Here is a 20,335-nt window from a genome sequence, read left to right on the forward strand (position 1 = left end):
GCGTGTTCCGTCTCTGATCACGTGAGATGCGGGATCAGTCCCAGTCGAGGGCACCACCGGACTGGTACTCGATGACGCGGGTCTCGAAGAAGTTCTTCTCCTTCTTGAGGTCCATCGCCTCCGACATCCACGGGAACGGGTTCTCCGTCTCGCCGAAGATCGGCTGGAGGCCGATCTGCTGCGCACGACGGTCGGTGATGAAGTGCATGTACTGCTCGATCAGCTCGGCCGACAGCCCGAGCATGCCGCGCGGCATGGTGTCGCGGGCGTAGGAGACCTCGAGCTCGCAGGCCTCGGTCAGCATGCCGCGGATCTCCGCCTGGAACTCCTCGGTCCACAGGTGCGGGTTCTCGATCTTGATCTGGTTGATGCAGTCGATGCCGAAGTTCAGGTGGATCGACTCGTCGCGCAGGATGTACTGGTACTGCTCGGCAATGCCGATCATCTTGTTCCGGCGGCCGAGCGAGAGGATCTGCGCGAAGCCGGTGTAGAACCACATGCCCTCGAAGATCACGTAGAACGCGACCAGGTCACGCAGGAAGTTCTGGTCGGCCTCGGGGGTACCGGTCTCGAAGTCCGGGTTCTCCAGGTTCTGCGTGTACTTCAGCGCCCACGCGTCCTTCTCCGAGATGGAGGGGACCTCGCGGTACATGTTGAACAGCTCGCCCTCGACCAGGCCGAGGCTCTCGCAGATGTACTGGAAGGTGTGCGTGTGCACGGCCTCCTCGAACGCCTGGCGCAGCAGGTACTGGCGGCATTCGGGGTTGGTGATCTGGCGGTACACCGCGAGCACGATGTTGTTGGCCACCAGCGATTCCGCGGTGGCGAAGAAGCCGAGGTTGCGCTTGAGCATGGTGCGCTCGTCCTCGGTCAGGCCGTCGGCCGACTTCCACAGCGCGATGTCGGCCTGCATGGCGACCTCGGTCGGCATCCAGTGGTTGTTGCAACCGGCGAGGTACTTCTCCCACGCCCAGGTGTACTTCATCGGCAGCAGCTGGTTGACGTCGGCGCGGGCGTTGATCATCCGCTTGTCGTCGACGTTGATCCGGGCGGCGCCGACTTCGATCTCACCGAGGCCGGTGGCGTCGGTGGAAGCGTCAAAGGTGGTCATAGAGGGGCACACTCCAAGAGGCGTCGTGAGTGGTAAGGACGGTTAGAACCGCCCTTACCACTCACGAGGATGTTTACTGGCAGGCTTCGCAGTCGGGGTCGTCGATACGGCAGGCTGCGCCGTCGGTGGCGACGAAGTCGACGTCGGAGACCTGCGGGATCTCCTTCGGCTCCGGGGCGGTCACCGGCACCGCGGGCACGGCGGCGGCGGGCGACGGCGAAACCGCGGCGGAAGCCGACGGGGCGGGCGAAGCGGCGGGAGCGGCGGGCTTGGGTGCCGAAGGTGTGGCCGGGGCCGGGGTGGCCGAGACCGCGTTCAGCTTGCCGTCGGTGCCGCGCAGGGTGCTCTTCTCCACGTGCGTCGCGGACCGCGCCCGCAGGTAGTACGTGGTCTTGAGGCCCTTGTGCCAGGCGTAGCGGTACAGCTCGTCGAGCTTGCGGCCGCTGGGCGCCGCGATGTACAGGTTCAGCGACTGCGCCTGGTCGATCCACTTCTGACGACGCGAACCGGCGTCCACCAGCCACCGCGACTCGATCTCGAACGCGGTCGCGTACAGCGCCTTGAGGTCGTCCGGCACGCGGTCGATCTGGCCGAGGCTGCCGTCGAAGTACTTCAGGTCCGACACCATGACCTCGTCCCACAGCCCGCGCTCCTTGAGCGAGCGGACCAGGTGCGGGTTCACCACGGTGAAGTCGCCGGACATGTTCGACTTGACGAACAGGTTCTGGAACAGCGGCTCGATCGACTGCCCGACGCCCACGATGTTGGAGATCGTCGCGGTCGGCGCGATCGCCATCACGTTGGAGTTGCGCATACCGACGGTCTTGACCCGCTCGCGCAGCGGCGCCCAGTCCAAAGTGGACGAGGTGTCGACGTCGAGCGCGTCGCCCTGGCGGGCGTCGATCAGCAGCTGCAGCGAGTCGATCGGCAGGATTCCCTTGCTCCACAAGGAACCCTCGAACGTCTGGTACTGGCCGCGCTCCTCGGCGAGGTCGGTCGACGCCGAGATCGCGTAGTAGCTGATGTGCTCCATGCTGGTGTCCGCGAACTGGACAGCCTCTTCCGAGGACAGCGGGACACCGATCTCGAACAGCGCGTCCTGGAAGCCCATCAGGCCCAGCCCGATCGGGCGGTGCCGCAGGTTGGACCGGCGTGCTTCCGGGATGGTGTAGAAGTTGATGTCGATCACGTTGTCGAGCATGCGGACCGCGGTGCGCACGGTCTTCTCGAGACGCTTCGCGTCGATGCCCTCGGGGGTGACGTGCTTGAGCAGGTTCACCGAGCCGAGGTTGCAGACCGCGACCTCGTCGGTGGTGGTGTTCAGGGTGATCTCGGTGCACAGGTTGGACGAGTGCACGACACCCACGTGCTGCTGCGGCGAGCGCAGGTTGCACGGGTCCTTGAAGGTGATCCACGGGTGGCCGGTCTCGAACAGCATGGTCAGCATGCGGCGCCACAGGTCGACCGCGCGGATCTTGCGGAACACCTTCAGCTCACCGCGTTCGGCGGCGGCCTCGTACTCGCGGTAGCGCTCGGCGAACGCGGTGCCGTAGAGGTCGTGCAGGTCCGGGGTCTCGTTCGGCGAGAACAGCGTCCACTGCGCGTCGGCCTCGACCCGGCGGAGGAACTCGTCCGGCACCCAGTTCGCGGTGTTCATGTCGTGCGTACGACGACGGTCGTCACCGGTGTTCTTGCGCAGGTCGAGGAATTCCTCGATGTCGACGTGCCAGGTCTCGAGGTACGCGCAGGCCGCGCCCTTGCGCTTGCCGCCCTGGTTCACCGCGACCGCGGTGTCGTTGGCGATCTTGAGGAACGGCACGACACCCTGCGACTGGCCGTTGGTGCCCTTGATGTGCGCGCCGAGGCCGCGGACCGGGGTCCAGTCGTTGCCGAGACCGCCCGAGTACTTCGCCAGCAGCGCGTTGTTCTTGTACGCCTGGAAGATCGAGTCCAGGTCGTCGTCCACCGTGGTCAGGAAGCAGGACGACAGCTGCGGGCGCGTGGTGCCCGAGTTGAACAGCGTCGGGGTGGACGCCATGAAGTGGAACGACGAGAGCAACTCGTAGAACTCGATAGCGCGGGCTTCGCGGTTGTCCTCGCGGATCGCGAGACCCATGGCGACGCGCATGAAGAACGCCTGCGGCAGCTCGAACCGGACGCCGTTGTGGTGCTGGAAGTACCGGTCGTACAGGGTCTGCAGGCCGAGGAAGCCGAAGTCGAGGTCACGCTCGGCGTGGATGGCCGCGGTGATCTTGTCCAGATCGAACGTCTGCAGCTCGGGGTTGACCAGCTCCAGCTCGATGGCGCGCTTGAGGTAGTCCCGGAAGTACTGCGGGTACCGGGCGGTCATCTCGTCCTGGCTGGCCAGCTGGGGCGAGCCCGCGAGGTAGCTGAGCGCCTCGCCGCGGAGCTTGTCCGCCAGCAGCCGGGCGCTGACGTAGGAGTAGTTCGGCTCCTGCTCGACGAGCACGCGCGCGGCCATGATCTGGGCGAGGGCGAGTTCGTCGGCGCTGATGCCGTCGTAGAGGTTGCGCTTGGCCTCGGCCAGCACCGGCTCGGCCGAGACGTCGTCGAGCCCGGCGACGGCCTCGCCGACCACGTGCGAGACACGGGCCCAGTCGAGCGGGCGGATCGTGCCGTCGGCGGCCTTGACGCTGATGGCGACGTCGGACGACGCCGGCTTCTCGGACTCGCGGGCCTTCGCGCGCTCGTCGCGGTAGAGGACGTACGCGCGGGCGACCTTGTGGTGCTCGCCGCGCATCAGCGCGAGCTCGACGATGTCCTGGATCTGCTCGATGTGCAGCGCGGTCTCGGGACCGGCGTGGCGGAGCAGGGTGGCTTCGATCTGCTCGGTCAATTCGTTGACCAGGTGGTGGATCCGCGACGAGGCGGCCGCGTCACCGCCCTCGACGGCGAGGAAGGCCTTGGTCACGGCGACCGAGATCTTGTTCGCGTCGAAGGGGGACACGCTGCCGTCCCGCCGGATGACTCGCACGGTCGCGGGCGTGGTGTCCGAAGACGAAGGTGGCCGCTGACCGGTTTCCACTGACATGCGTGTCTCCAATGGGCGCGTTGAAGCACCACAAGGCCTCACAAGGCCGTGCGCTGCAGGTTCACAAGCTGTCCGACTACCGCTCCCGAGCGGTCTCCCCGTCGCTGGGCGATGTCGGTTCCCAGAGACTACATGTAGGGGTCGGAGCCTGCACGTGCCCCAATGGGTGGCGTGTCGTGGTCTCACCCTGGCGGGTTAGCCGATCACGCTGAGCGGCTGGTCAGCCGCCGAAAACGATCTTGAAGTCGCGCAGGTGGGCGCTCAGAACGGGCCGCTGACCGGCCAGGAAGCCGAGTGGCCCGGACTCGTTGATCCGCCAATCGGCCGCCGCCGGATGGGGGCGGGCCTTCGCCCGGACGGGGCTCCTTTTGAGACGGTCGTCCAACATTTGGACGACGTCGAAGGCGGCGGGCAGCTTCACCGGGAGGCTCGGGCGGGGGGTGAAAGCGGCCGTCGCGATCCAGCCGTCCTGGGTGGCCGCCGAGGCGGTGAAGGTCCGGCCGTGGGTGAAGTCGAGCGCGGCGAGGTCCTTGGGGATGCCCCACAGCGCCCGCCCTCCGGCCAGCGAGACCTCGCTGTCGACCCAGATGTCGGTGATGGAGCTGGAGAGGCGCTTGCCGCGGACGGCGACCGTCGCCAGCAACTCGTGGTACCGCAGCTGCCCGGGGTCCTGGTAGTCGATCCAGGCGGTGAACACCTGCGCGCGCCCGCCCGCCACGACCGGCTCGACACCTTCGGGGAGTCCGGGCAGTTCGCTCACCGGGACACGCCACACCGACAGGTACGCCTGGCCCGCCAGGTTCCACGGCTCCGGGGGATAGGCGGTCACGCGTTCCGCCAGGGCAGGTAGGCGGGCAGGTCGGTGTCGACGCGCATGGAGAACTCCGGTGGTCGTTTCTGCAGGAAGGACATGACCCCTTCGATCGCGTCCGGACTGGAGCCCAGGCCGCCGATCAGCCGGGAGTCCAGTTCGTGCACGGGGAACGGCGAGGCGGCGCTCGCCATCCGGTACAGCAGCTGCCGGGTGACCGCGACCGAGACCGGTGACGTGGTCGTGGCGATCTCGAGTGCCAGTTCGCGGGCCTTGCCGAGCACTTCCTCGGGCTCGTGAACACTGTGGACCAGCCCGGCGGTCTTCGCCTCCTCGACGCCGAAGACGCGGCCGCTGATCATCCAGTCGAGTGCCGTGCCCATGCCGACCAGCCGGGGGAGGAACCACGCGGACGCGCCTTCGGGGTAGATCCCGCGGCGGACGAACACGAAACCGAAGCGCGAATCCGTGGACGCCAGCCGGTAATCACACGACAGCGTGATCGTGACGCCGCCGCCGACGGCCGCGCCCCGCAAGGCCGCGATCACCGGTTTGTTCATCGTGAAGATCCGTTTCGAGCAGCGTCCCGCCGGCTCCTGCCAGGCCGCGTCCGGACCGGTCTCCGGATCGAACTCGAATCCGCCCTGCGAGAGGTCGGCGCCCACCGAGAAGTCCTTGCCGTTGCCGGTCAGGATCACCACGCGGACGTCTTCGTCGCTGTCGGCCCGGTCCATCGCGTCGCCGAGTTCGTCGGCCATGCGGATGGTGTAGCCGTTGCGGGCCTCGGGCCGGTTGAGCGTGACCGTCGCGATGCGGTCGGCGACCTCGTAGGTGATTTCGGCGTACGCGCTCATGACGTGAAAGTAGGGCTATGTTGACAAGGTGTCAATAAGCGGGTCATTCGACGTCGTCCAGGTGATCCGCGTAGTACTCGACCGCCCGCCGGTATCGCTGGACTCCGGTGTCGGTGCTGGTCGCGGCGAGCACTTTCAGTAGCGTTCCCGCCGCTTCGCGTGCTTCGCCGACGTTGTAGAGAGCCATCGCGAGGAACGTCCTGAGCGCCGCGTCGTCCGGGAACTCGTCGAGGCCGCGGCGCAAGGTCTTGAGCGATTCTTCGTACCGGCCGAGGACGCGATATGTGCTGCCGAGGCCGACGAACACACCGTGTCTGTCCTGTGTGGACAGACCTTCGGTCGCGAGCGCCCGCTCGTAGTAGGGAGCGGCTTCGGCCTCGAAGCCGAGGGAATCGTGGGCCCACGCCGTCTGGTAGGCGATGACGGCGTTCCCCGGGTGCCGTTCGGCCAGCTCGATCAGCCGCAGGCGGGCCTCGTCGGTGCCCTGCTCGCGCAACCGGACGGCTTCCTGTGTCTCGCTCACGCGGCACCTTCGAACGGGGGATAGGTCTTCGCGCCTGTCCGCTCCGCCGCGTCGATGTACCCGGCCAGCGCGTCGCGGGACCGCGCGATCTTGGCCAGCTGCTCGTCGAGCCGCCCGAGCCGTTCGCGCATCGCGGCCAGCAGTTCGGGGCAGCCGATCAGTTCCGGCTCCTCGCCGATCGCGCAGGGCAGCAGGTACGCGATGTCCTCGGACGACAGGCCCGCGCCGAGGAGGTGGCGGATCTGCTTCACGCGCAGGACGGCCGTCTCGTCGAACTCGCGATAGCCGTTCGTGCCGCGGTCGGCTTCCAGCAGGCCTTGGGCCTCGTAGTAGCGCAGTTGGTGGGCGTTGACGCCCGTCCGGTGACTCAGTTCCCCGATCCGCATCGAATCCTCACTTGACCTTCATACCGGTATCAACGTTGACGATGTTGCCATGACTGACAACGCGAACACCCCGATCACGGTCATCGGCCTCGGGCTGATGGGCCAGGCGCTCGCCGGAGCGTTCCTGAAGGCCGGGCATCCCACGACCGTGTGGAACCGGACGGCCGCCAAGGCCGGCTCCTTGGTCGCCTCGGGCGCTCACCTGGCGCCGACGGTCGGCGACGCCCTTGCCGCCGGCGGCTTGACCGTCGTCTGCCTCACCGACTACTCGGCCGTGCGCGACCTGCTCGGCGATGCCGGACTGGAGGGCACGACCCTGGTCAACCTGACCTCGGGCGACTCGGCGCAGGCGCGGGAAACCGCCGCCTGGGCGGAAAAACAGGGTGCCCGGTACCTGGACGGCGCGATCATGGCCATCCCGTCGTCGATCGGGACGGAGGAGGCGGTGATCCTGCTCAGCGGGCCGGAGCCGGACTTCGACCTCGGCGCGCTCGGCACGATCTCCCATCTCGGTGAGGATCACGGACTGGCGGCCCTGTACGACGTCGCCGGCCTGACCATGATGTGGAGCGTCCTGAACGCGTGGCTCCAGGGCACCGCGATGCTCCGGACCGCCGGTGTCGACGCCGCGACGTACGCGACCTTCGCGCAGCAGATCGCCGTCGGCGTCGCGGGCTGGTTGCCCGGCTATGCCGAGCAGGTCGACCAGGGCTCGTTCCCGGCGGAGGTGTCGGCCCTGGAGACCGACGTGCGGGCGATGGCGCACATGGTCGAGGAGAGCGAGGCGCTGGGCGTGAACGCCGAACTGCCGAAGCTCATCAAGGCGATGGCCGACCGCGCGATCGCCGCCGGGCACGGCGGGGAGCAGTACCCCGTGCTGATCCGGGAGTTCGAGCGAACGGGGGAGTAGGTCACACATATTTACGATTCGAGATATTGCGATATAAGGTTGACGCATGTCGACTTCGATGCGCGCGGTGGAACTCGTCCGCTTCGGTGACGCGGACACCGCGTTCGCCGTCCGAGAGCTGCCGAGGCCCGCTCCCGGACCCGGTCAGGTACTGGTGCGCGTGCTGGCCACGTCCGTGAACCCGCTCGACCTGCAGACCCGGCGCGGTGACTACCGCGACGAGCTGGAGCTGCCCGCGGTGATCGGCAACGACGTGTCCGGCGTGGTGGTCGAGACCGGCCCCGGGGCGGGCGACTTCCAGCCGGGCGACGAGGTCTGGTACCTGGCGCCGATCTTCGCCGGGCAGGGGACCTACGCCGAATTCCACGTGGTCGACCAGGACTTGGTCGCCCGCAAGCCCGCACGGTTGTCGCACGTCGAGGCCGCCGGTCTGGTGCTCGTGGGCATGACGGTGTGGGAGGCGCTGGTCGAACGTGCCGCCGTGCGGCCCGGGGAACGGGTCCTGGTGCACGGCGGGGCGGGCGGAGTCGGCTCGATCGCCGTCCAGGTCGCCGCCGCGCTCGGAGCCGAGGTGGTGACCACCGCGCGGGCGAGGGATCACGAGTTCGTCACCGGACTGGGGGCCGGCACCGCGATCGACTTCTCGGCCGGTGACTACGTGCCGCGGGTCCGCGAGCTGGGCGGAGTGGACGTCGTGCTGGACACGGTGGGCGGGGACACCCTCGCCCGCAGCCCGGAGGTCCTCGCCGACCGTGGCCGCGTGGTGTCCATCGTGGACATTCCCGAACCGCAGAACCTGCTCGCCGCGTGGGCCGTGAACGCGACCTACCACTTCGTCTTCGTCAGCCCCGGCAGGGCGAAGCTCGAAGCCATCGGCCGCCTGGTCGACAAGGGAGAACTCAGGCCGGTGATCGGCGCCGTGGTCCCGCTGGACGACATCGCGCAGGCGCACACACTGTTGGAAGGCGGCTCGGCCGGGGAGGGCCGCGGCCGCCCGCGCGGCAAGATCGCCATCGCCGTGCACCCGCGGGAGGCTGCCGATCAGTGACGCGGCAGGTAGTTCGTCGCGGCCAGGACGCCGAAGACCAGGAGTGCCGTCACCAGCACGATCATCGCGATCAGGACGAGCAGCACCGCGAGGCCGCCCAGGCCGTCCCGTTTGCGCATCTCGCCTACGGTACCTGGGCTCGGGGGCGTCTGGGTGACGTCGCGCGGCAGCTTGTTCGGTTGGCGACCCGCGGTGATGAGGGAATTGGGAAGGCGCGGTGAACTCCGTTAGTCCATAGTGGACTACGGTGGCGTGAATCTCGGCACCCTTGTTGTCGTCGGCCTATACCCGCAGATGCATCGTGTTGCGCCTTGGTTCCCCTGTCGGATCAAGATAAGCGGGTGCGGTGAATTCAGGTAGTCCGTCTTGGGCGATCTGGACTTTCCACTCGCTTTTGTGGATCAGCCGATGGTGTCTCGCGCAGAGCGGCACCAGATTGTCGATCTTCGTTTCGCCTCGGTGTCGCCAGAAAACTATGTGATGGGCGGTGCAACGCTGCACCGGCATATCGCAGCCAGGGAACGCACAGCCACCGTCGCGGATCTTCAGGGCGTGTTTCTGCGGGGTGGTGGCGGACCGGCTGGACCGCCCCACATCCAGCGGCTGCCCTGCGCCGGACAGAACGACGGGCCGGATCCGGGCATCGCAGGCGAGGATCCGGACGTCGGTGGCACTGATCGGACCGACGAGGTCGAGGAGGCCGTCGCCGACCTCGTTCATCAGATCCTCGTAGGCCATGGTCACCAGGATCTGGGTCGACTCCCCGGCCTGGCCGGGAAGGTCGGGGCTGGCGGTCTTGAGTCGTACGTAGTCGGCGAACGCGTCCCCATAACGCTCGCCTTGGCCGCGGGAGTCTCTGACACCATCGACGGCCTTGTGCGGCTTGGCCAGCGGATCGAGATCGGACTTCAACCGCGCATAGGTTTCCAGATCCAGCGTTCCCGCGAACCCGAGCGTGCCGTCACGATGCTTGATGAACCGCAACTCCGGACGGGCGTCTTTCGGGCCCTTGTCGCGGGGCTCTTTGCCGTCGGGATCCATCGTGTTCAGCATCCGACGCCCGGCCGTCACGATCTCCTTCGGCCCAGCCCGGCGAGCCAAATCAACCAAGATCTTCTCCCCGGCCCGCACCTCCTCCGCAGGAACAAAGGAGGGGACCAGGGCGAGAGCGCCGATGATCGCATCGATCTGACCTCCCCCGATCGCACCTTCGGCAGCGGCTTCGGCGGTCAACGGAGCCAGCGGTGGCACGACGCCCCCGCCGATGGCCGCCCCGGGATGCAACGCCAGGGCACGATCCGCACGGGCTGAGGCTTCCTTCTCCGACACGTGGAAGTCCTCAAGGATCAACCCCATCAACGTCGAATGTCCCGTGCACCCACGAATCCCACGAGAATTCAACTCCGCCAAGATCGCGTACTGCTCCGCGTCCAATTGACGCTTCAGGACCTCGATTTCCTGCTTACGGGCATGCAGTGTCGCAGCATCAGCACGCCACCACTCGGTGCACGCCGCCTGAGGACTGTTTTCGCTGGCCACGGGATCAATGCTACGTCGTTTCGAACACCTGTACTAGCCCGATTTGCGTAGCGGGCAGGTGGGGGTCATTTCACTCGATGGGGAACAAAAGATGGTGAATGCACTACGCAGAGTCTTGTGATTGGCCTGTGGGCGTGTACGGAACTTATGCGCGATCCCGGCAGGCTCGGGACCATGACGACACCCTTGTCCTCGCGGCAGGCCGGGAGATGGTCCGTGGTCGCGCTGCTGCTGGCGCTCCTGGGTTCGCTGCTCGCGTTGCCCGCCGAAGCGGCGCCCGCGCCGGGGATCCGTGCCAGTTACGCCAATCCCGTACGCAAGGCGGACGGGCACGTCGACGCGCGGGCGACCGTGGACCGGCTCCGGGCGATGAACGCGGACACGTACGCGTTCCTGGTCAACAAGTCCACCGACTGGGGTGATCTGGAGCAGGAGTTCCTGCCCGCCGCGCAGGCGAGCGGCCTCGCGGTCTGGGTCTACCTGGTCCCGCCGACCGAGTGCCCCGGCGGCACGAGCTGCGCGGAGTACCTGCCCTACAAGAAGGACTACGTCGCGTGGGGGCAGGCGATCGCCCGGCTCTCGGTACGCTTCCCGGTGCTGAAGGCCTGGGCGATGGACGATTTCAACGCCAACACGGCCACCTTCACCAAGGACTACACCGCCAGGATGAGGACCGCCGCCCGGGCGATCCAGCCGGGGCTGGACTTCTATCCGGTGGTGTACGCCAACGCGGTCACGCAGTCCTTTGTGGACACTTACGCGGCGAGCATCGACAGTCTCATCCTGCCCTTCCGCGACGACCCGTACCGCAACACGCTGTGGACCGGGAGCCTCCGCCCGCAGCTGGACCAGATCGTCGCGCGGCTCGCGGGCAAGAGCCGCAAGGCCATCCTGATGGTGTACGCCTCCACGTTGTCGCGCACCACGATCACCCCTGACGTCGAGTACGTCCGCGCGGTGACCGCGGTCGGCCTGGAGTACGCGGCGGCGGGGAAGCTCGACGGCGTCATCCAGTACGCCCTGCCGCTGACGCCCGGGCGACCGCAGTCCAGTGACGAACGCGTCGCGCACGCCGGGAACAGCGCGCTGGTATTCACCGTGCACCCCGACAACGCCACGACCGCGGGGGACTACGCGGCCGCGAGTGCGACCGTCCGCCTCGACGCCGGGTCGACGTCGTGCCGGATGGTCGTGTGGCACACCGACGACCGGCCTGCCACGAGCCCGCCCGGGTATCACGCGAAACAGGCGATCGTCGGCGGGACGCAGGTGTGGGAGCGCGACGTCGCCAGCGAGGGGAGCGACTGGTACACCTCGTCGCCGGTCGACCTCACGCCGCGCTTGAGCGGTGGGTCGGCGACGCTCACTTTGCGGCTGTACGAGAAGAAGGCCGTCACCAACTACTCGGTCACCGCGCGGATGGACGACATCAGCCTGACCGGCTGCCACGTCGCGAACCCCGGCTTCGAGGCCGACGGCGGCTGGACCTACAGCCGTAAGGGCGGCGACGTCCTGGCCGGACGCCATACGTACGACCCGGTGTACTCGACTTCGGTCCATGCCGCGGTCGGCGCCCTCTACGGGGGCTGAAGGGGCCTTTCCCCGCGTGACATGCAGGTAAGGGGCCCTTCACCGCGTCGGATGCGGTGAAGGGCCCCTTCAGCTCCCGTCAAAACAATCAGGCGTGCTTGATTTTTCTGTCGGAGGGTGCCAGCCTGAGGAGGACGCGAGGAGGCGGGCATGGCTGACCTTGGCGTGATCCTTGGGGATCTCGCGGCGGAAACGCAGGCCATCGACGACGTGGTGGCGGACCTGCCCGCGTCGGATTGGGCGCGGAAGACCCCGGCCGAAGGCTGGACGATCGCCCATCAGATAGCCCATCTGGCCTGGACGGACCGGAAGGCGCTGATCGCGGCGCGCGGGTCCGAGGCCGAGTGGCAGGCCGAGATCGAAGGGCTCCTCGCGACAGGGGAGACCTACGTCGACGACGGTGCCGCCGAGGGCGCGAAGACGCCGCCCCGTGAACTGCTGGCCGAATGGCGAGCCGTCCGCGAGGAGCTGGCCGAAGCCCTCGCCGCGGTGCCAGACGGGCAGAAGATCCCCTGGTACGGCCCGCCGATGAGCGCGGCTTCCATGGTGACCGCGCGACTGATGGAGACCTGGGCGCACGGTCAGGACATCTTCGACGCGCTCGGCGTCGCACGCGAGAACACCGGCCGGATCTGGCATATCGCCCGCTTCGGCACGCGCACCCGCGACTTCGCCTACAAGCTCAACGCGCTCGCCCCGCCCGCCGAGGAGTTCCGGGTCGAGCTCACCGCGCCTGACGGCACGAACTGGGCGTTCGGGCCCGAGGGCGCCGAGCAACGGCTCACCGGCAGCGCCGTCGACTTCTGCCTCGTCATCACCCAGCGCCGTCATCCTGACGACACCGACCTGGTCGCCACCGGCGCCGACGTCGAGGAGTGGCTCGGGATCGCGCAGGCCTTCGCCGGACCTCCCGGAGCCGGACGGCAGCCGGGGCAGTTCGCATGACGGCGCCGATCAGGATCGGCAACGCCTCCGGGTTCTACGGCGACCGGTTCTCCGCCGTCCGCGAGATGCTCACCGGTGGACCGCTCGACGTGCTGACCGGTGACTACCTGGCCGAGCTGACCATGCTCATCCTCGGCCGGGACCGGATGAAGGACCCGAACCGCGGTTACGCCAAGACCTTCCTCCGCCAGATGGAGGAAAATCTCGCGCTGGCCAAGGAAAAGGGCGTCAAGATCGTCGCGAACGCCGGTGGGCTCAACCCCGCCGGGCTCGCGGAGGCACTCCGTGAGCTGGCCGCGAAACTCGGTGTCGACGTCGCCATCGCGCACGTCGAGGGTGACGACCTCGTCCAGCGTGCCGAAGAGCTCGGGTTCGGCAAGACCTTGACCGCCAACGCCTATCTCGGCGCGTGGGGGATCACGGAATGCCTGAACGCGGGCGCCGACATCGTGGTGACGGGCCGGGTCACCGACGCTTCGGTGATCGTCGGTCCCGCCGCCGCGCACTTCGGCTGGGCGCGCGACGACTACGACGCGCTGGCGGGCGCGGTCGTGGCCGGGCACGTGATCGAATGCGGCACCCAGGCCACCGGCGGCAACTACGCGTTCTTCACCGAGCACGAGATCGGTGTCCCGGGCTTCCCGATCGCCGAGATCTCCGCCGACGGTTCCAGCGTGATCACCAAACATCCCGGAACCGGTGGCGTGGTGAACACCGGAACCGTCACCGCTCAACTGCTCTACGAGATCACCGGCGCCCGCTACGCCGGGCCGGACGTCACGACGCGGATCGACACGCTGACGCTGACCGACGACGGCCCGGACCGTGTCCGGATCAGCGGCGTCACCGGCGAACCCCCGCCGCCGACGCTCAAGGTCTGCCTGAACGGCCTCGGTGGCTTCCGCAACGAGACGACGTTCGTCCTCACCGGACTGGACATCGAAGCGAAAGCCGCGCTGGTCAAGGAACAACTCGAAGGCGCGCTCAAAGCGCGGCCGCCCGCCGAGGTCCGCTGGACGCTGGCCCGCACGGACCGGCCCGACGCCGAAACCGAGCAGCAGGCGAGCGCGTTGCTGCATGTCGCGGTGAAGGACGCCGATCCGGAGATCGCCGGGCGCGCGTTCAGCGGTGCGGCGATCGAGCTCGCGCTGGCGAGCTACCCCGGCTTCCACGTGACCGCGCCACCCTCGGCCGCCTCGCCCTATGGCGTGTACCGGGCCGCTTTCGTCGACGCCCAAGAGGTTCCGCACGTCGCGGTCTTGCCGGACGGGACGCGGCGCGACATCGCGCAAGCCACCGACACCCTCGAATTGTCCGATGTGGACGAATACGGGTTGCCCGCCCCGTTCACCCAGGCGCAGGTCGGCCGGGCGCCGCTGGGCAAGGTGATCGGCGCCCGCAGCGGCGACAAGGGCGGCAACGCGAACGTCGGCGTCTGGGCGCGGTCCGACGAGGCCTGGCGCTGGCTCGCCCACCGGCTCACCGTCACCGAGTTCAAACTGCTGCTCCCGGAGACCGCGGACCTCGAGGTCCGGCGGCATCTCCTGCCGAACCTGCGGGCGATCAACTTCGTCGTCGAGGGCATTCTCGGCGAAGGCGTCGCGTCGCAGGCGCGGTTCGACCCGCAGGCGAAGGCGCTCGGGGAATGGCTGCGCTCCCGCGAGATCGACATCCCGGAGGCTTTCCTGTGACCGACCCCTTCTCGACGCCGGAACGCGCCGAGCTGCGCAAGACCGTCCGGCGGTTCGCCGAAACCGAGATCCTGCCGCACCTCGAAGGCTGGGAGCGCGAGGGCGAACTGCCCCGCGAACTGCACCGCAAGGCCGGGGAACTCGGGCTGCTCGGCGTCGGCTTCCCCGAGGAGGTCGGCGGCGGGGGCGGCGACTATCTCGACGCCGTGGTCATCGCCGAGGAACTGCACTACGCGGGCGGTTCCGGCGGGCTCTTCGCCTCGCTGTTCACCTGCGGAATCGCCGTCCCGCACATCGCGGCGGCCGGCGATCCCGTGCAGATCGAACGCTGGGTCCGGCCGGCGCTGGAAGGCGCCAAGATCGGCTCGCTGGCGGTCACCGAACCCGACGGCGGCTCCGACGTCGCGGGGATCCGCACGACCGCGGTGCGCGAGGGCGACGAGTACGTCGTCAACGGTGCCAAGACGTTCATCACCTCGGGCTGCCGCGCGGACTTCGTGACCACGGTGGTCCGCACCGGGGAATCCGGCGCGCACGGGATCTCGCTCATCGTCGTCGAGCGCGGCACGCCTGGCTTCACCGTGTCCCGCAAGCTGGAGAAGATGGGCTGGCTCTGCTCGGACACCGCCGAGTTGTCCTATGTGGACGTCCGGGTGCCCGCGGAGAACCTGGTCGGCGCCGAGAACAGCGGGTTCGCACAGGTCGCCACGCAGTTCGTCACCGAGCGGGTCTCGCTGGCGGTGCAGGGCTACGCGCACGCTCAACGAGCACTCGACCTGACGCTGGACTGGTGCCGCCTGCGCGAGACCTTCGGCCGTCCGCTGATCTCCCGGCAGCTGGTGCAGCACAAGCTCACCGAGATGGCCCGCAAGATCGACGTCGCCCGGACGTACACCCGGCAGGTCGCCCAACGCCACGTCGCGGGCGAAGAGGTCATCGCCGAAGCCTGTTTCGCGAAGAACACCGCCGTCGAGACCGCCGAATGGGTGGTCAACGAGGCCGTGCAGCTGCACGGCGGACTCGGCTACATGCGGGAGTCCGAAGTGGAGCGTCACTACCGTGACGTGCGCATCCTCGGCATCGGTGGCGGGACCAACGAGATCCTCACCGGCCTGGCCGCGAAGCGATTGGGATACACCGCATGAGCACCATCAGGTCCACAGTGGACGAACGCAGCGAGGAGTTCGCCGCCAATCGTGAGTCCATGCTCGGCAAACTGGCCGAGATCGACGGCGAGCACGCCAAGGCGATCGCGGGCGGCGGCGAGAAGTACGTCACCCGGCACCGCAAACGCGGCAAGCTGCTCGCCCGCGAGCGGATCGAGCTCCTCCTCGACGAGGACTCGCCGTTCCTGGAGCTTTCGCCGCTGGCGGCCTGGGGTTCGGACTACCAGGTCGGCGCCAGCGTGATCACCGGGATCGGCGTGGTCGAAGGCGTCGAGTGCATGATCTCGGCGAGCGACCCCACGGTCAAAGGCGGGGCGAGCAACCCGTGGACGGCCAAGAAGAGCTACCGCGCCGCGGACATCGCCGCGCAGAACCGCCTGCCGGTGATCAACCTCGTCGAGTCCGGCGGCGCGGATCTGCCGACGCAGAAGGAGATCTTCATCCCCGGCGGCCGGATCTTCCGCGACATCACGCGGTCTTCGGCGGCCAAGGTGCCCACGATCGCGCTGGTGTTCGGCAACTCGACCGCCGGCGGTGCGTACCTGCCCGGCATGTCGGACTACGTCGTGATGGTCAAGGAACGCGCGAAGGTGTTCCTCGGCGGGCCGCCGCTGGTCAAGATGGCCACCGGTGAGGAGTCCGACGACGAATCGCTCGGCGGTGCCGAAATGCACGCCCGCACGTCGGGCCTCGCCGACTACCTCGCGGCCGACGAAGAGGACGCGATCCGGCTCGGCCGGAGCATCGTCAAACGGCTCAACTGGAGCAAGCAGGGCCCGACGCCGAAACCGGACTACGCCGAGCCGCTGTACTCCGCCGAAGACCTGCTCGGCATCGTGCCCACCGATCTCAAGGTGCCGTTCGACCCGCGCGAGGTGATCGCCAGGGTCGCCGACGGCTCGGACTTCGACGAGTTCAAACCCTTGTACGGCAGCAGTCTCGCCACCGGCTGGGCGAGCATCCATGGCTACCCGGTCGGCATCCTCGCCAACGCCCAAGGCGTGCTCTTCGGCGAGGAGTCGCAGAAGGCGGCCCAGTTCATCCAGCTGGCCAACCAGATCGACACCCCGCTGGTCTTCCTGCACAACACCACCGGCTACATGGTCGGCAAGGAGTACGAGCAGAGCGGCATCATCAAGCACGGCGCGATGATGATCAACGCCGTGTCGAACTCGAAGGTGCCGCATCTGTCGGTGCTCATGGGCGCTTCGTACGGCGCCGGGCATTACGGCATGTGCGGCCGGGCCTACGACCCCCGCTTCCTGTTCGCCTGGCCCAGCGCGAAATCCGCGGTCATGGGGCCGCAGCAGCTGGCGGGCGTGCTGTCCATCGTGGCCCGCGCCGCCGCCGCGTCGCGCGGCCAGGACTACAACGAGGAGCACGACGCCGCCATGCGCGCCATGGTGGAGGGGCAGATCGAGCTGGAGTCGATGCCGATGTTCCTCTCCGGAATGCTCTACGACGACGGGATCATCGATCCCCGCGACACCCGCACGGTGCTCGGGCTCAGCCTGTCCGTGATCCACAATGGACCAGTGAAGGGCGCCGAAGGCTTCGGCGTCTTCAGGATGTGAGCGGCATGATCGAGAAACTTCTGGTCGCCAATCGCGGGGAGATCGCCCGCCGCGTGTTCCGCACCTGCCGCGACGCCGGGATCGGCACGGTCGCGGTGTTCTCCGACGCGGACGCCGACGCGCCGCACACCGCCGAGGCCGACATCGCGGTCCGGCTGCCCGGCAACGCGCCGTCCGACACCTACCTGCGGGCCGAACTGCTGATCAAGGCGGCCGTCGAAACCGGCGCCGACGCGATCCACCCCGGCTACGGCTTCCTGTCGGAGAACGCCGGGTTCGCCCGCGCCGTGATCGACGCCGGGCTCACCTGGGTCGGCCCGCCGCCGGAAGCCATCGAGAGCATGGGCTCCAAGGTCGAGTCCAAGCGGATGATGGCCGACGCCGGTGTCCCGATCCTGTCCGAATTGGACCCGGCCGAGGTCACCGAAGCCGACCTTCCTCTGCTGGTCAAGGCGTCCGCCGGTGGTGGCGGACGCGGGATGCGCGTCGTGCGCTCGCTCGGCGAACTCGCCGAGGCCGTCGAAGGGGCGAGCGCGGAGGCCGCTTCGGCCTTCGGCGACGCGACCGTGTTCTGCGAGCGGTACCTGGAGACCGGACGCCACATCGAGGTCCAGGTGCTCGCCGACACCCACGGCACGGTGTGGGCGGTGGGGGAGCGGGAATGCTCGATCCAGCGCCGCCACCAGAAGGTCGTCGAGGAGGCGCCGTCGCCGTTCGTCGACGAAGCGATGCGGGAGGCCCTGTTCGACGCGGCGCGCAAGGCCGCGCAGGCGATCGACTACGTCGGCGCCGGCACGGTCGAGTTCCTCGCCGGACCGGACGGGCGGTTCTACTTCCTGGAGATGAACACCCGGCTCCAGGTCGAGCACCCGGTCACCGAGGCCACGACCGGCCTCGACCTCGTCGCGCTGCAGCTGCGGATCGCCGAAGGTGAGCACCTGCCGATCGACGAGCCGGAGACGCGGGGCCACGCGATCGAGGTCCGGCTCTACGCCGAAGACCCGGCCGCGGGCTGGCAGCCGCAGAGCGGCACGCTGCACCGGTTCGAGATTCCCGCCACCCAGCGGGAATTCGAGGTGGGCCCGGGTGTCCGGCTCGACTCCGGCTTCGTCAGCGGCCAGACCGTCGGTGTGCACTACGACCCGATGCTCGCCAAGGTGATCGCCTTCGCCCCGGACCGCCGGAGCGCGGCGCGGGCGTTGGCCGGTGCGCTGGCGGGCGCCGAGATCCACGGCGTGGTGACCAACCGCGACCTGCTGGTGAACGTCCTGCGGCACGAGGCGTTCCTGGCCGGTGAAACCGACACGGCGTTCTTCGACCGGCACGGGCTCGACACGCTGGCGAAGCCACTGGCCACTGTGGACACCGTACGGATTTCCGCGCTGGCGGCCGCTTTGGCGGGTGCCGCGGTGAACCGCTCAGGAGCCCAGGTCCAGGGAAGGCTGCCGAGCGGCTGGCGCAACGTCCGCTCCCAGGGACAGCGCAAACGTTTTCGTCAAGGCGAAGACGAGATCGAGGTCGTCTACACGCTCACCCGTGACGGCCTGCGTGCCGAGGGCTTCGAAGGCGTCGAACTCGTTTCGGCCGAAGGCGACGGTGTCGTCCTGGAGGTCGCCGGGGTGCGGCGGAAGTTCGCCGTCGCGAGGTACGACGGCGCCGTGTACGTCGATTCGCCGGAAGGCACCGTGGAACTGACCGTGGTGCCGAGGTACGCGGATCCGGACGCGGCACTCGCCGCCGGTTCGCTGGTGGCGCCGATGCCGGGCACCGTCGTCCGGCTCGCGGTCGAGGCCGGTGACACGGTCAAGACCGGTGATCCGTTGCTGTGGCTGGAAGCGATGAAGATGGAACACCGGATCGCGGCGCCCGCAGACGGCGTCGTGACGGAACTGCCGGTTGTCGTCGGGCAGCAGGTCGAAGTGGGCACGATCCTCGCGGTGGTAGGAGAGAACGAATGAACGCGATGAACTTCACCGAGCCCGAGGAGCGCGTCGCGCTGCGGGCCGCGGTCGCCGAACTCGGCAAGAAGTACGGGTACGAGTACTACGCCAAGCAGGCCCGCGCCGGGCTCAAGACCGAGGAACTGTGGGCCGAGGCCGGACGGCTCGGCTACCTCGGCGTGAACTTGCCCGAGGAGTATGGCGGCGGAGGAGCGGGCATCGCCGATCTCGCCGCGGTACTGGAGGAACTCGCCGCGGCGGGCAGTCCGCTGCTGCTCATGGTCGTCTCGCCGGCGATCTGCGGCACGGTCATCTCGCGCTTCGGCACCGACGAGCAGAAGAAGCGCTGGCTGCCCGGGATCGCCGACGGCAGCAGGCGGATGGTCTTCGCGATCACCGAACCCGACGCCGGGTCGAACTCGCACAAGATCACCACCACCGCGAAACGCGACGGCGGCGACTGGGTCCTCAGTGGACGGAAGGTCTACATCTCCGGTGTCGACGAGGCGGACGCCGTCCTGGTCGTCGGCCGCACCGAGGACTCGAAGACCGGCAAGCTCAAGCCCGCGCTGTTCATCGTCCCGACCGACGCGCCCGGTTTCGAGTACAAGCAGATCGAGATGGACATCGTCTCGCCGGAGAAGCAGTTCGGCCTGTTCCTCGACGACGTCCACCTGCCCGCCGACGCGCTGGTCGGCGAGGAGGACGCGGCGATCGCGCAGCTGTTCGCCGGGCTCAACCCCGAACGCATCATGGGCGCGTCGTTCTCGCTCGGCATCGCGCGGTACGCGCTGTCCAAGGCCGTCGCCTACGCCAACGAGCGCAAGGTGTGGGGCGGCGCGCCGATCGGCAGTCACCAGGGGCTCGCGCATCCGCTGGCCGAGATCAAGATCGAGCTGGAACTGGCCAAGCTGATGACGCAGAAGGCGGCTTCGCTCTACGACTCCGGCGACGACTTCGGCGCGGGCGAGTCGGCGAACATGGCGAAGTACGCGGCCGCCGAGGTCGCCATCCGCGCGGTCGACCAGGCCGTGCAGACCCACGGCGGCAACGGGCTCGCCAGCGAATACGGGCTGGGCACGCTGGTCACGGCCGTCCGGCTGGGCCGCATCGCGCCGGTGAGCCGCGAGATGGTGCTCAACTTCGTCGGCCAGCACAGCCTCGGCCTGCCCCGGTCCTACTGAGAGGCGTTCCC

At 68.4% G+C, this 20,335-nt stretch carries 17 protein-coding genes; 9 read left to right on the forward strand and 8 right to left on the reverse strand.

Annotation, left to right across the window (positions count from 1 at the left end; all coding sequences use genetic code 11):
- Positions 1 to 34: 34 nt before the first annotated feature.
- The 6 genes from ACLJPX_RS42225 to ACLJPX_RS42250 form a co-directional block, all read right to left on the reverse strand.
- Positions 35 to 1,111, reverse strand: coding sequence for a ribonucleotide-diphosphate reductase subunit beta (locus tag ACLJPX_RS42225; RefSeq protein WP_101606829.1), 1,077 nt, complete (start codon positions 1,109 to 1,111; stop codon positions 35 to 37).
- A 73-nt stretch (positions 1,112 to 1,184) separates the two neighbouring features.
- Positions 1,185 to 4,163 (reverse strand): ribonucleoside-diphosphate reductase subunit alpha, encoded by a 2,979-nt coding sequence (locus ACLJPX_RS42230; RefSeq protein WP_410605778.1) that lies wholly within the window; start codon positions 4,161 to 4,163, stop codon positions 1,185 to 1,187.
- Positions 4,164 to 4,383: 220 nt separating this feature from the next.
- Positions 4,384 to 4,992, reverse strand: coding sequence for an acetoacetate decarboxylase family protein (locus tag ACLJPX_RS42235; RefSeq protein WP_410605779.1), 609 nt, complete (start codon positions 4,990 to 4,992; stop codon positions 4,384 to 4,386).
- Positions 4,989 to 5,828 carry an enoyl-CoA hydratase-related protein gene (locus ACLJPX_RS42240; protein WP_410605780.1) on the reverse strand — a complete coding sequence of 280 codons (840 nt, stop codon included), beginning with the start codon at positions 5,826 to 5,828 and terminating at the stop codon, positions 4,989 to 4,991. The genes ACLJPX_RS42235 and ACLJPX_RS42240 overlap by 4 nt, the downstream gene beginning before the upstream one ends.
- Before the next feature lie 43 nt (positions 5,829 to 5,871).
- Positions 5,872 to 6,351, reverse strand: a complete 480-nt coding sequence (locus tag ACLJPX_RS42245; protein ID WP_410605781.1) for a tetratricopeptide repeat protein — start codon at positions 6,349 to 6,351, stop codon at positions 5,872 to 5,874.
- Complete coding sequence (locus ACLJPX_RS42250) at positions 6,348 to 6,737, reverse strand: MerR family transcriptional regulator (protein ID WP_101606833.1); 390 nt, start codon at positions 6,735 to 6,737, stop codon at positions 6,348 to 6,350. The genes ACLJPX_RS42245 and ACLJPX_RS42250 overlap by 4 nt, the downstream gene beginning before the upstream one ends.
- A 49-nt stretch (positions 6,738 to 6,786) precedes the next feature.
- Here ACLJPX_RS42250 and ACLJPX_RS42255 point away from each other — a divergent pair, with 49 nt between their 5' ends.
- Entirely contained in the window at positions 6,787 to 7,647 is an 861-nt protein-coding gene (locus tag ACLJPX_RS42255) for an NAD(P)-dependent oxidoreductase (RefSeq protein ID WP_410605782.1), read from the forward strand.
- Between the two features lie 46 nt (positions 7,648 to 7,693).
- A complete protein-coding gene (locus ACLJPX_RS42260; protein ID WP_410605783.1) occupies positions 7,694 to 8,695 on the forward strand; it encodes a zinc-binding dehydrogenase in 1,002 nt (333 codons plus the stop codon).
- Here the strand turns inward: ACLJPX_RS42260 and ACLJPX_RS42265 are convergent.
- Positions 8,689 to 8,814 (reverse strand): hypothetical protein, encoded by a 126-nt coding sequence (locus ACLJPX_RS42265; protein ID WP_410605784.1) that lies wholly within the window; start codon positions 8,812 to 8,814, stop codon positions 8,689 to 8,691. The genes ACLJPX_RS42260 and ACLJPX_RS42265 overlap by 7 nt on opposite strands.
- 163 nt (positions 8,815 to 8,977) lie before the next feature.
- Positions 8,978 to 10,234 (reverse strand): DUF222 domain-containing protein, encoded by a 1,257-nt coding sequence (locus ACLJPX_RS42270; RefSeq protein ID WP_410605785.1) that lies wholly within the window; start codon positions 10,232 to 10,234, stop codon positions 8,978 to 8,980.
- 174 nt (positions 10,235 to 10,408) lie between these two features.
- Between ACLJPX_RS42270 and ACLJPX_RS42275 the strand changes: the two genes are divergently transcribed.
- The 7 genes from ACLJPX_RS42275 (at position 10,409) to ACLJPX_RS42305 (ending at position 20,324) form a co-directional block, all read left to right on the forward strand.
- A complete protein-coding gene (locus ACLJPX_RS42275) occupies positions 10,409 to 11,824 on the forward strand; it encodes a hypothetical protein (RefSeq protein ID WP_146044395.1) in 1,416 nt (471 codons plus the stop codon).
- Positions 11,825 to 11,974: 150 nt separating this feature from the next.
- Positions 11,975 to 12,769, forward strand: coding sequence for a TIGR03084 family metal-binding protein (locus ACLJPX_RS42280; protein WP_410605786.1), 795 nt, complete (start codon positions 11,975 to 11,977; stop codon positions 12,767 to 12,769).
- Positions 12,766 to 14,460: an acyclic terpene utilization AtuA family protein gene (locus ACLJPX_RS42285; protein WP_410605787.1), complete on the forward strand. Its 1,695-nt coding sequence runs from the start codon at positions 12,766 to 12,768 to the stop codon at positions 14,458 to 14,460. Before ACLJPX_RS42280 ends, ACLJPX_RS42285 begins: the two co-directional genes overlap by 4 nt.
- Complete coding sequence (locus ACLJPX_RS42290) at positions 14,457 to 15,605, forward strand: acyl-CoA dehydrogenase family protein (protein WP_101606840.1); 1,149 nt, start codon at positions 14,457 to 14,459, stop codon at positions 15,603 to 15,605. The genes ACLJPX_RS42285 and ACLJPX_RS42290 overlap by 4 nt, the downstream gene beginning before the upstream one ends.
- The gene (locus ACLJPX_RS42295) at positions 15,602 to 17,200 is read left to right on the forward strand and encodes an acyl-CoA carboxylase subunit beta (RefSeq protein WP_410605788.1); all 1,599 of its coding nucleotides are present in this window, start codon (positions 15,602 to 15,604) and stop codon (positions 17,198 to 17,200) included. Before ACLJPX_RS42290 ends, ACLJPX_RS42295 begins: the two co-directional genes overlap by 4 nt.
- A gap of 5 nt (positions 17,201 to 17,205) precedes the next feature.
- A complete protein-coding gene (locus tag ACLJPX_RS42300; protein WP_410605789.1) occupies positions 17,206 to 19,158 on the forward strand; it encodes a biotin carboxylase N-terminal domain-containing protein in 1,953 nt (650 codons plus the stop codon).
- Positions 19,155 to 20,324 (forward strand): acyl-CoA dehydrogenase family protein, encoded by a 1,170-nt coding sequence (locus ACLJPX_RS42305; protein WP_101606843.1) that lies wholly within the window; start codon positions 19,155 to 19,157, stop codon positions 20,322 to 20,324. Before ACLJPX_RS42300 ends, ACLJPX_RS42305 begins: the two co-directional genes overlap by 4 nt.
- Positions 20,325 to 20,335 lie beyond the last annotated feature (11 nt).

The sequence above is a fragment of the Amycolatopsis sp. lyj-90 genome, assembly GCF_046549035.1.
Taxonomy (GTDB): Bacteria; Actinomycetota; Actinomycetes; order Mycobacteriales; family Pseudonocardiaceae; genus Amycolatopsis.

Coding starts and splice junctions, on each gene's coding strand:
- ACLJPX_RS42225 (WP_101606829.1), bottom strand. CDS start 1,111: ATGACCACCTTTGACGCTTCCACCGACGCCACCGGCCTCGGTGAGATC.
- ACLJPX_RS42230 (WP_410605778.1), bottom strand. CDS start 4,163: ATGTCAGTGGAAACCGGTCAGCGGCCACCTTCGTCTTCGGACACCACG.
- ACLJPX_RS42240 (WP_410605780.1), bottom strand. CDS start 5,828: ATGAGCGCGTACGCCGAAATCACCTACGAGGTCGCCGACCGCATCGCG.
- ACLJPX_RS42250 (WP_101606833.1), bottom strand. CDS start 6,737: ATGCGGATCGGGGAACTGAGTCACCGGACGGGCGTCAACGCCCACCAA.
- ACLJPX_RS42255 (WP_410605782.1), top strand. CDS start 6,787: ATGACTGACAACGCGAACACCCCGATCACGGTCATCGGCCTCGGGCTG.
- ACLJPX_RS42260 (WP_410605783.1), top strand. CDS start 7,694: ATGTCGACTTCGATGCGCGCGGTGGAACTCGTCCGCTTCGGTGACGCG.
- ACLJPX_RS42265 (WP_410605784.1), bottom strand. CDS start 8,814: ATGCGCAAACGGGACGGCCTGGGCGGCCTCGCGGTGCTGCTCGTCCTG.
- ACLJPX_RS42275 (WP_146044395.1), top strand. CDS start 10,409: ATGACGACACCCTTGTCCTCGCGGCAGGCCGGGAGATGGTCCGTGGTC.
- ACLJPX_RS42280 (WP_410605786.1), top strand. CDS start 11,975: ATGGCTGACCTTGGCGTGATCCTTGGGGATCTCGCGGCGGAAACGCAG.
- ACLJPX_RS42285 (WP_410605787.1), top strand. CDS start 12,766: ATGACGGCGCCGATCAGGATCGGCAACGCCTCCGGGTTCTACGGCGAC.
- ACLJPX_RS42295 (WP_410605788.1), top strand. CDS start 15,602: ATGAGCACCATCAGGTCCACAGTGGACGAACGCAGCGAGGAGTTCGCC.
- ACLJPX_RS42300 (WP_410605789.1), top strand. CDS start 17,206: ATGATCGAGAAACTTCTGGTCGCCAATCGCGGGGAGATCGCCCGCCGC.
- ACLJPX_RS42305 (WP_101606843.1), top strand. CDS start 19,155: ATGAACGCGATGAACTTCACCGAGCCCGAGGAGCGCGTCGCGCTGCGG.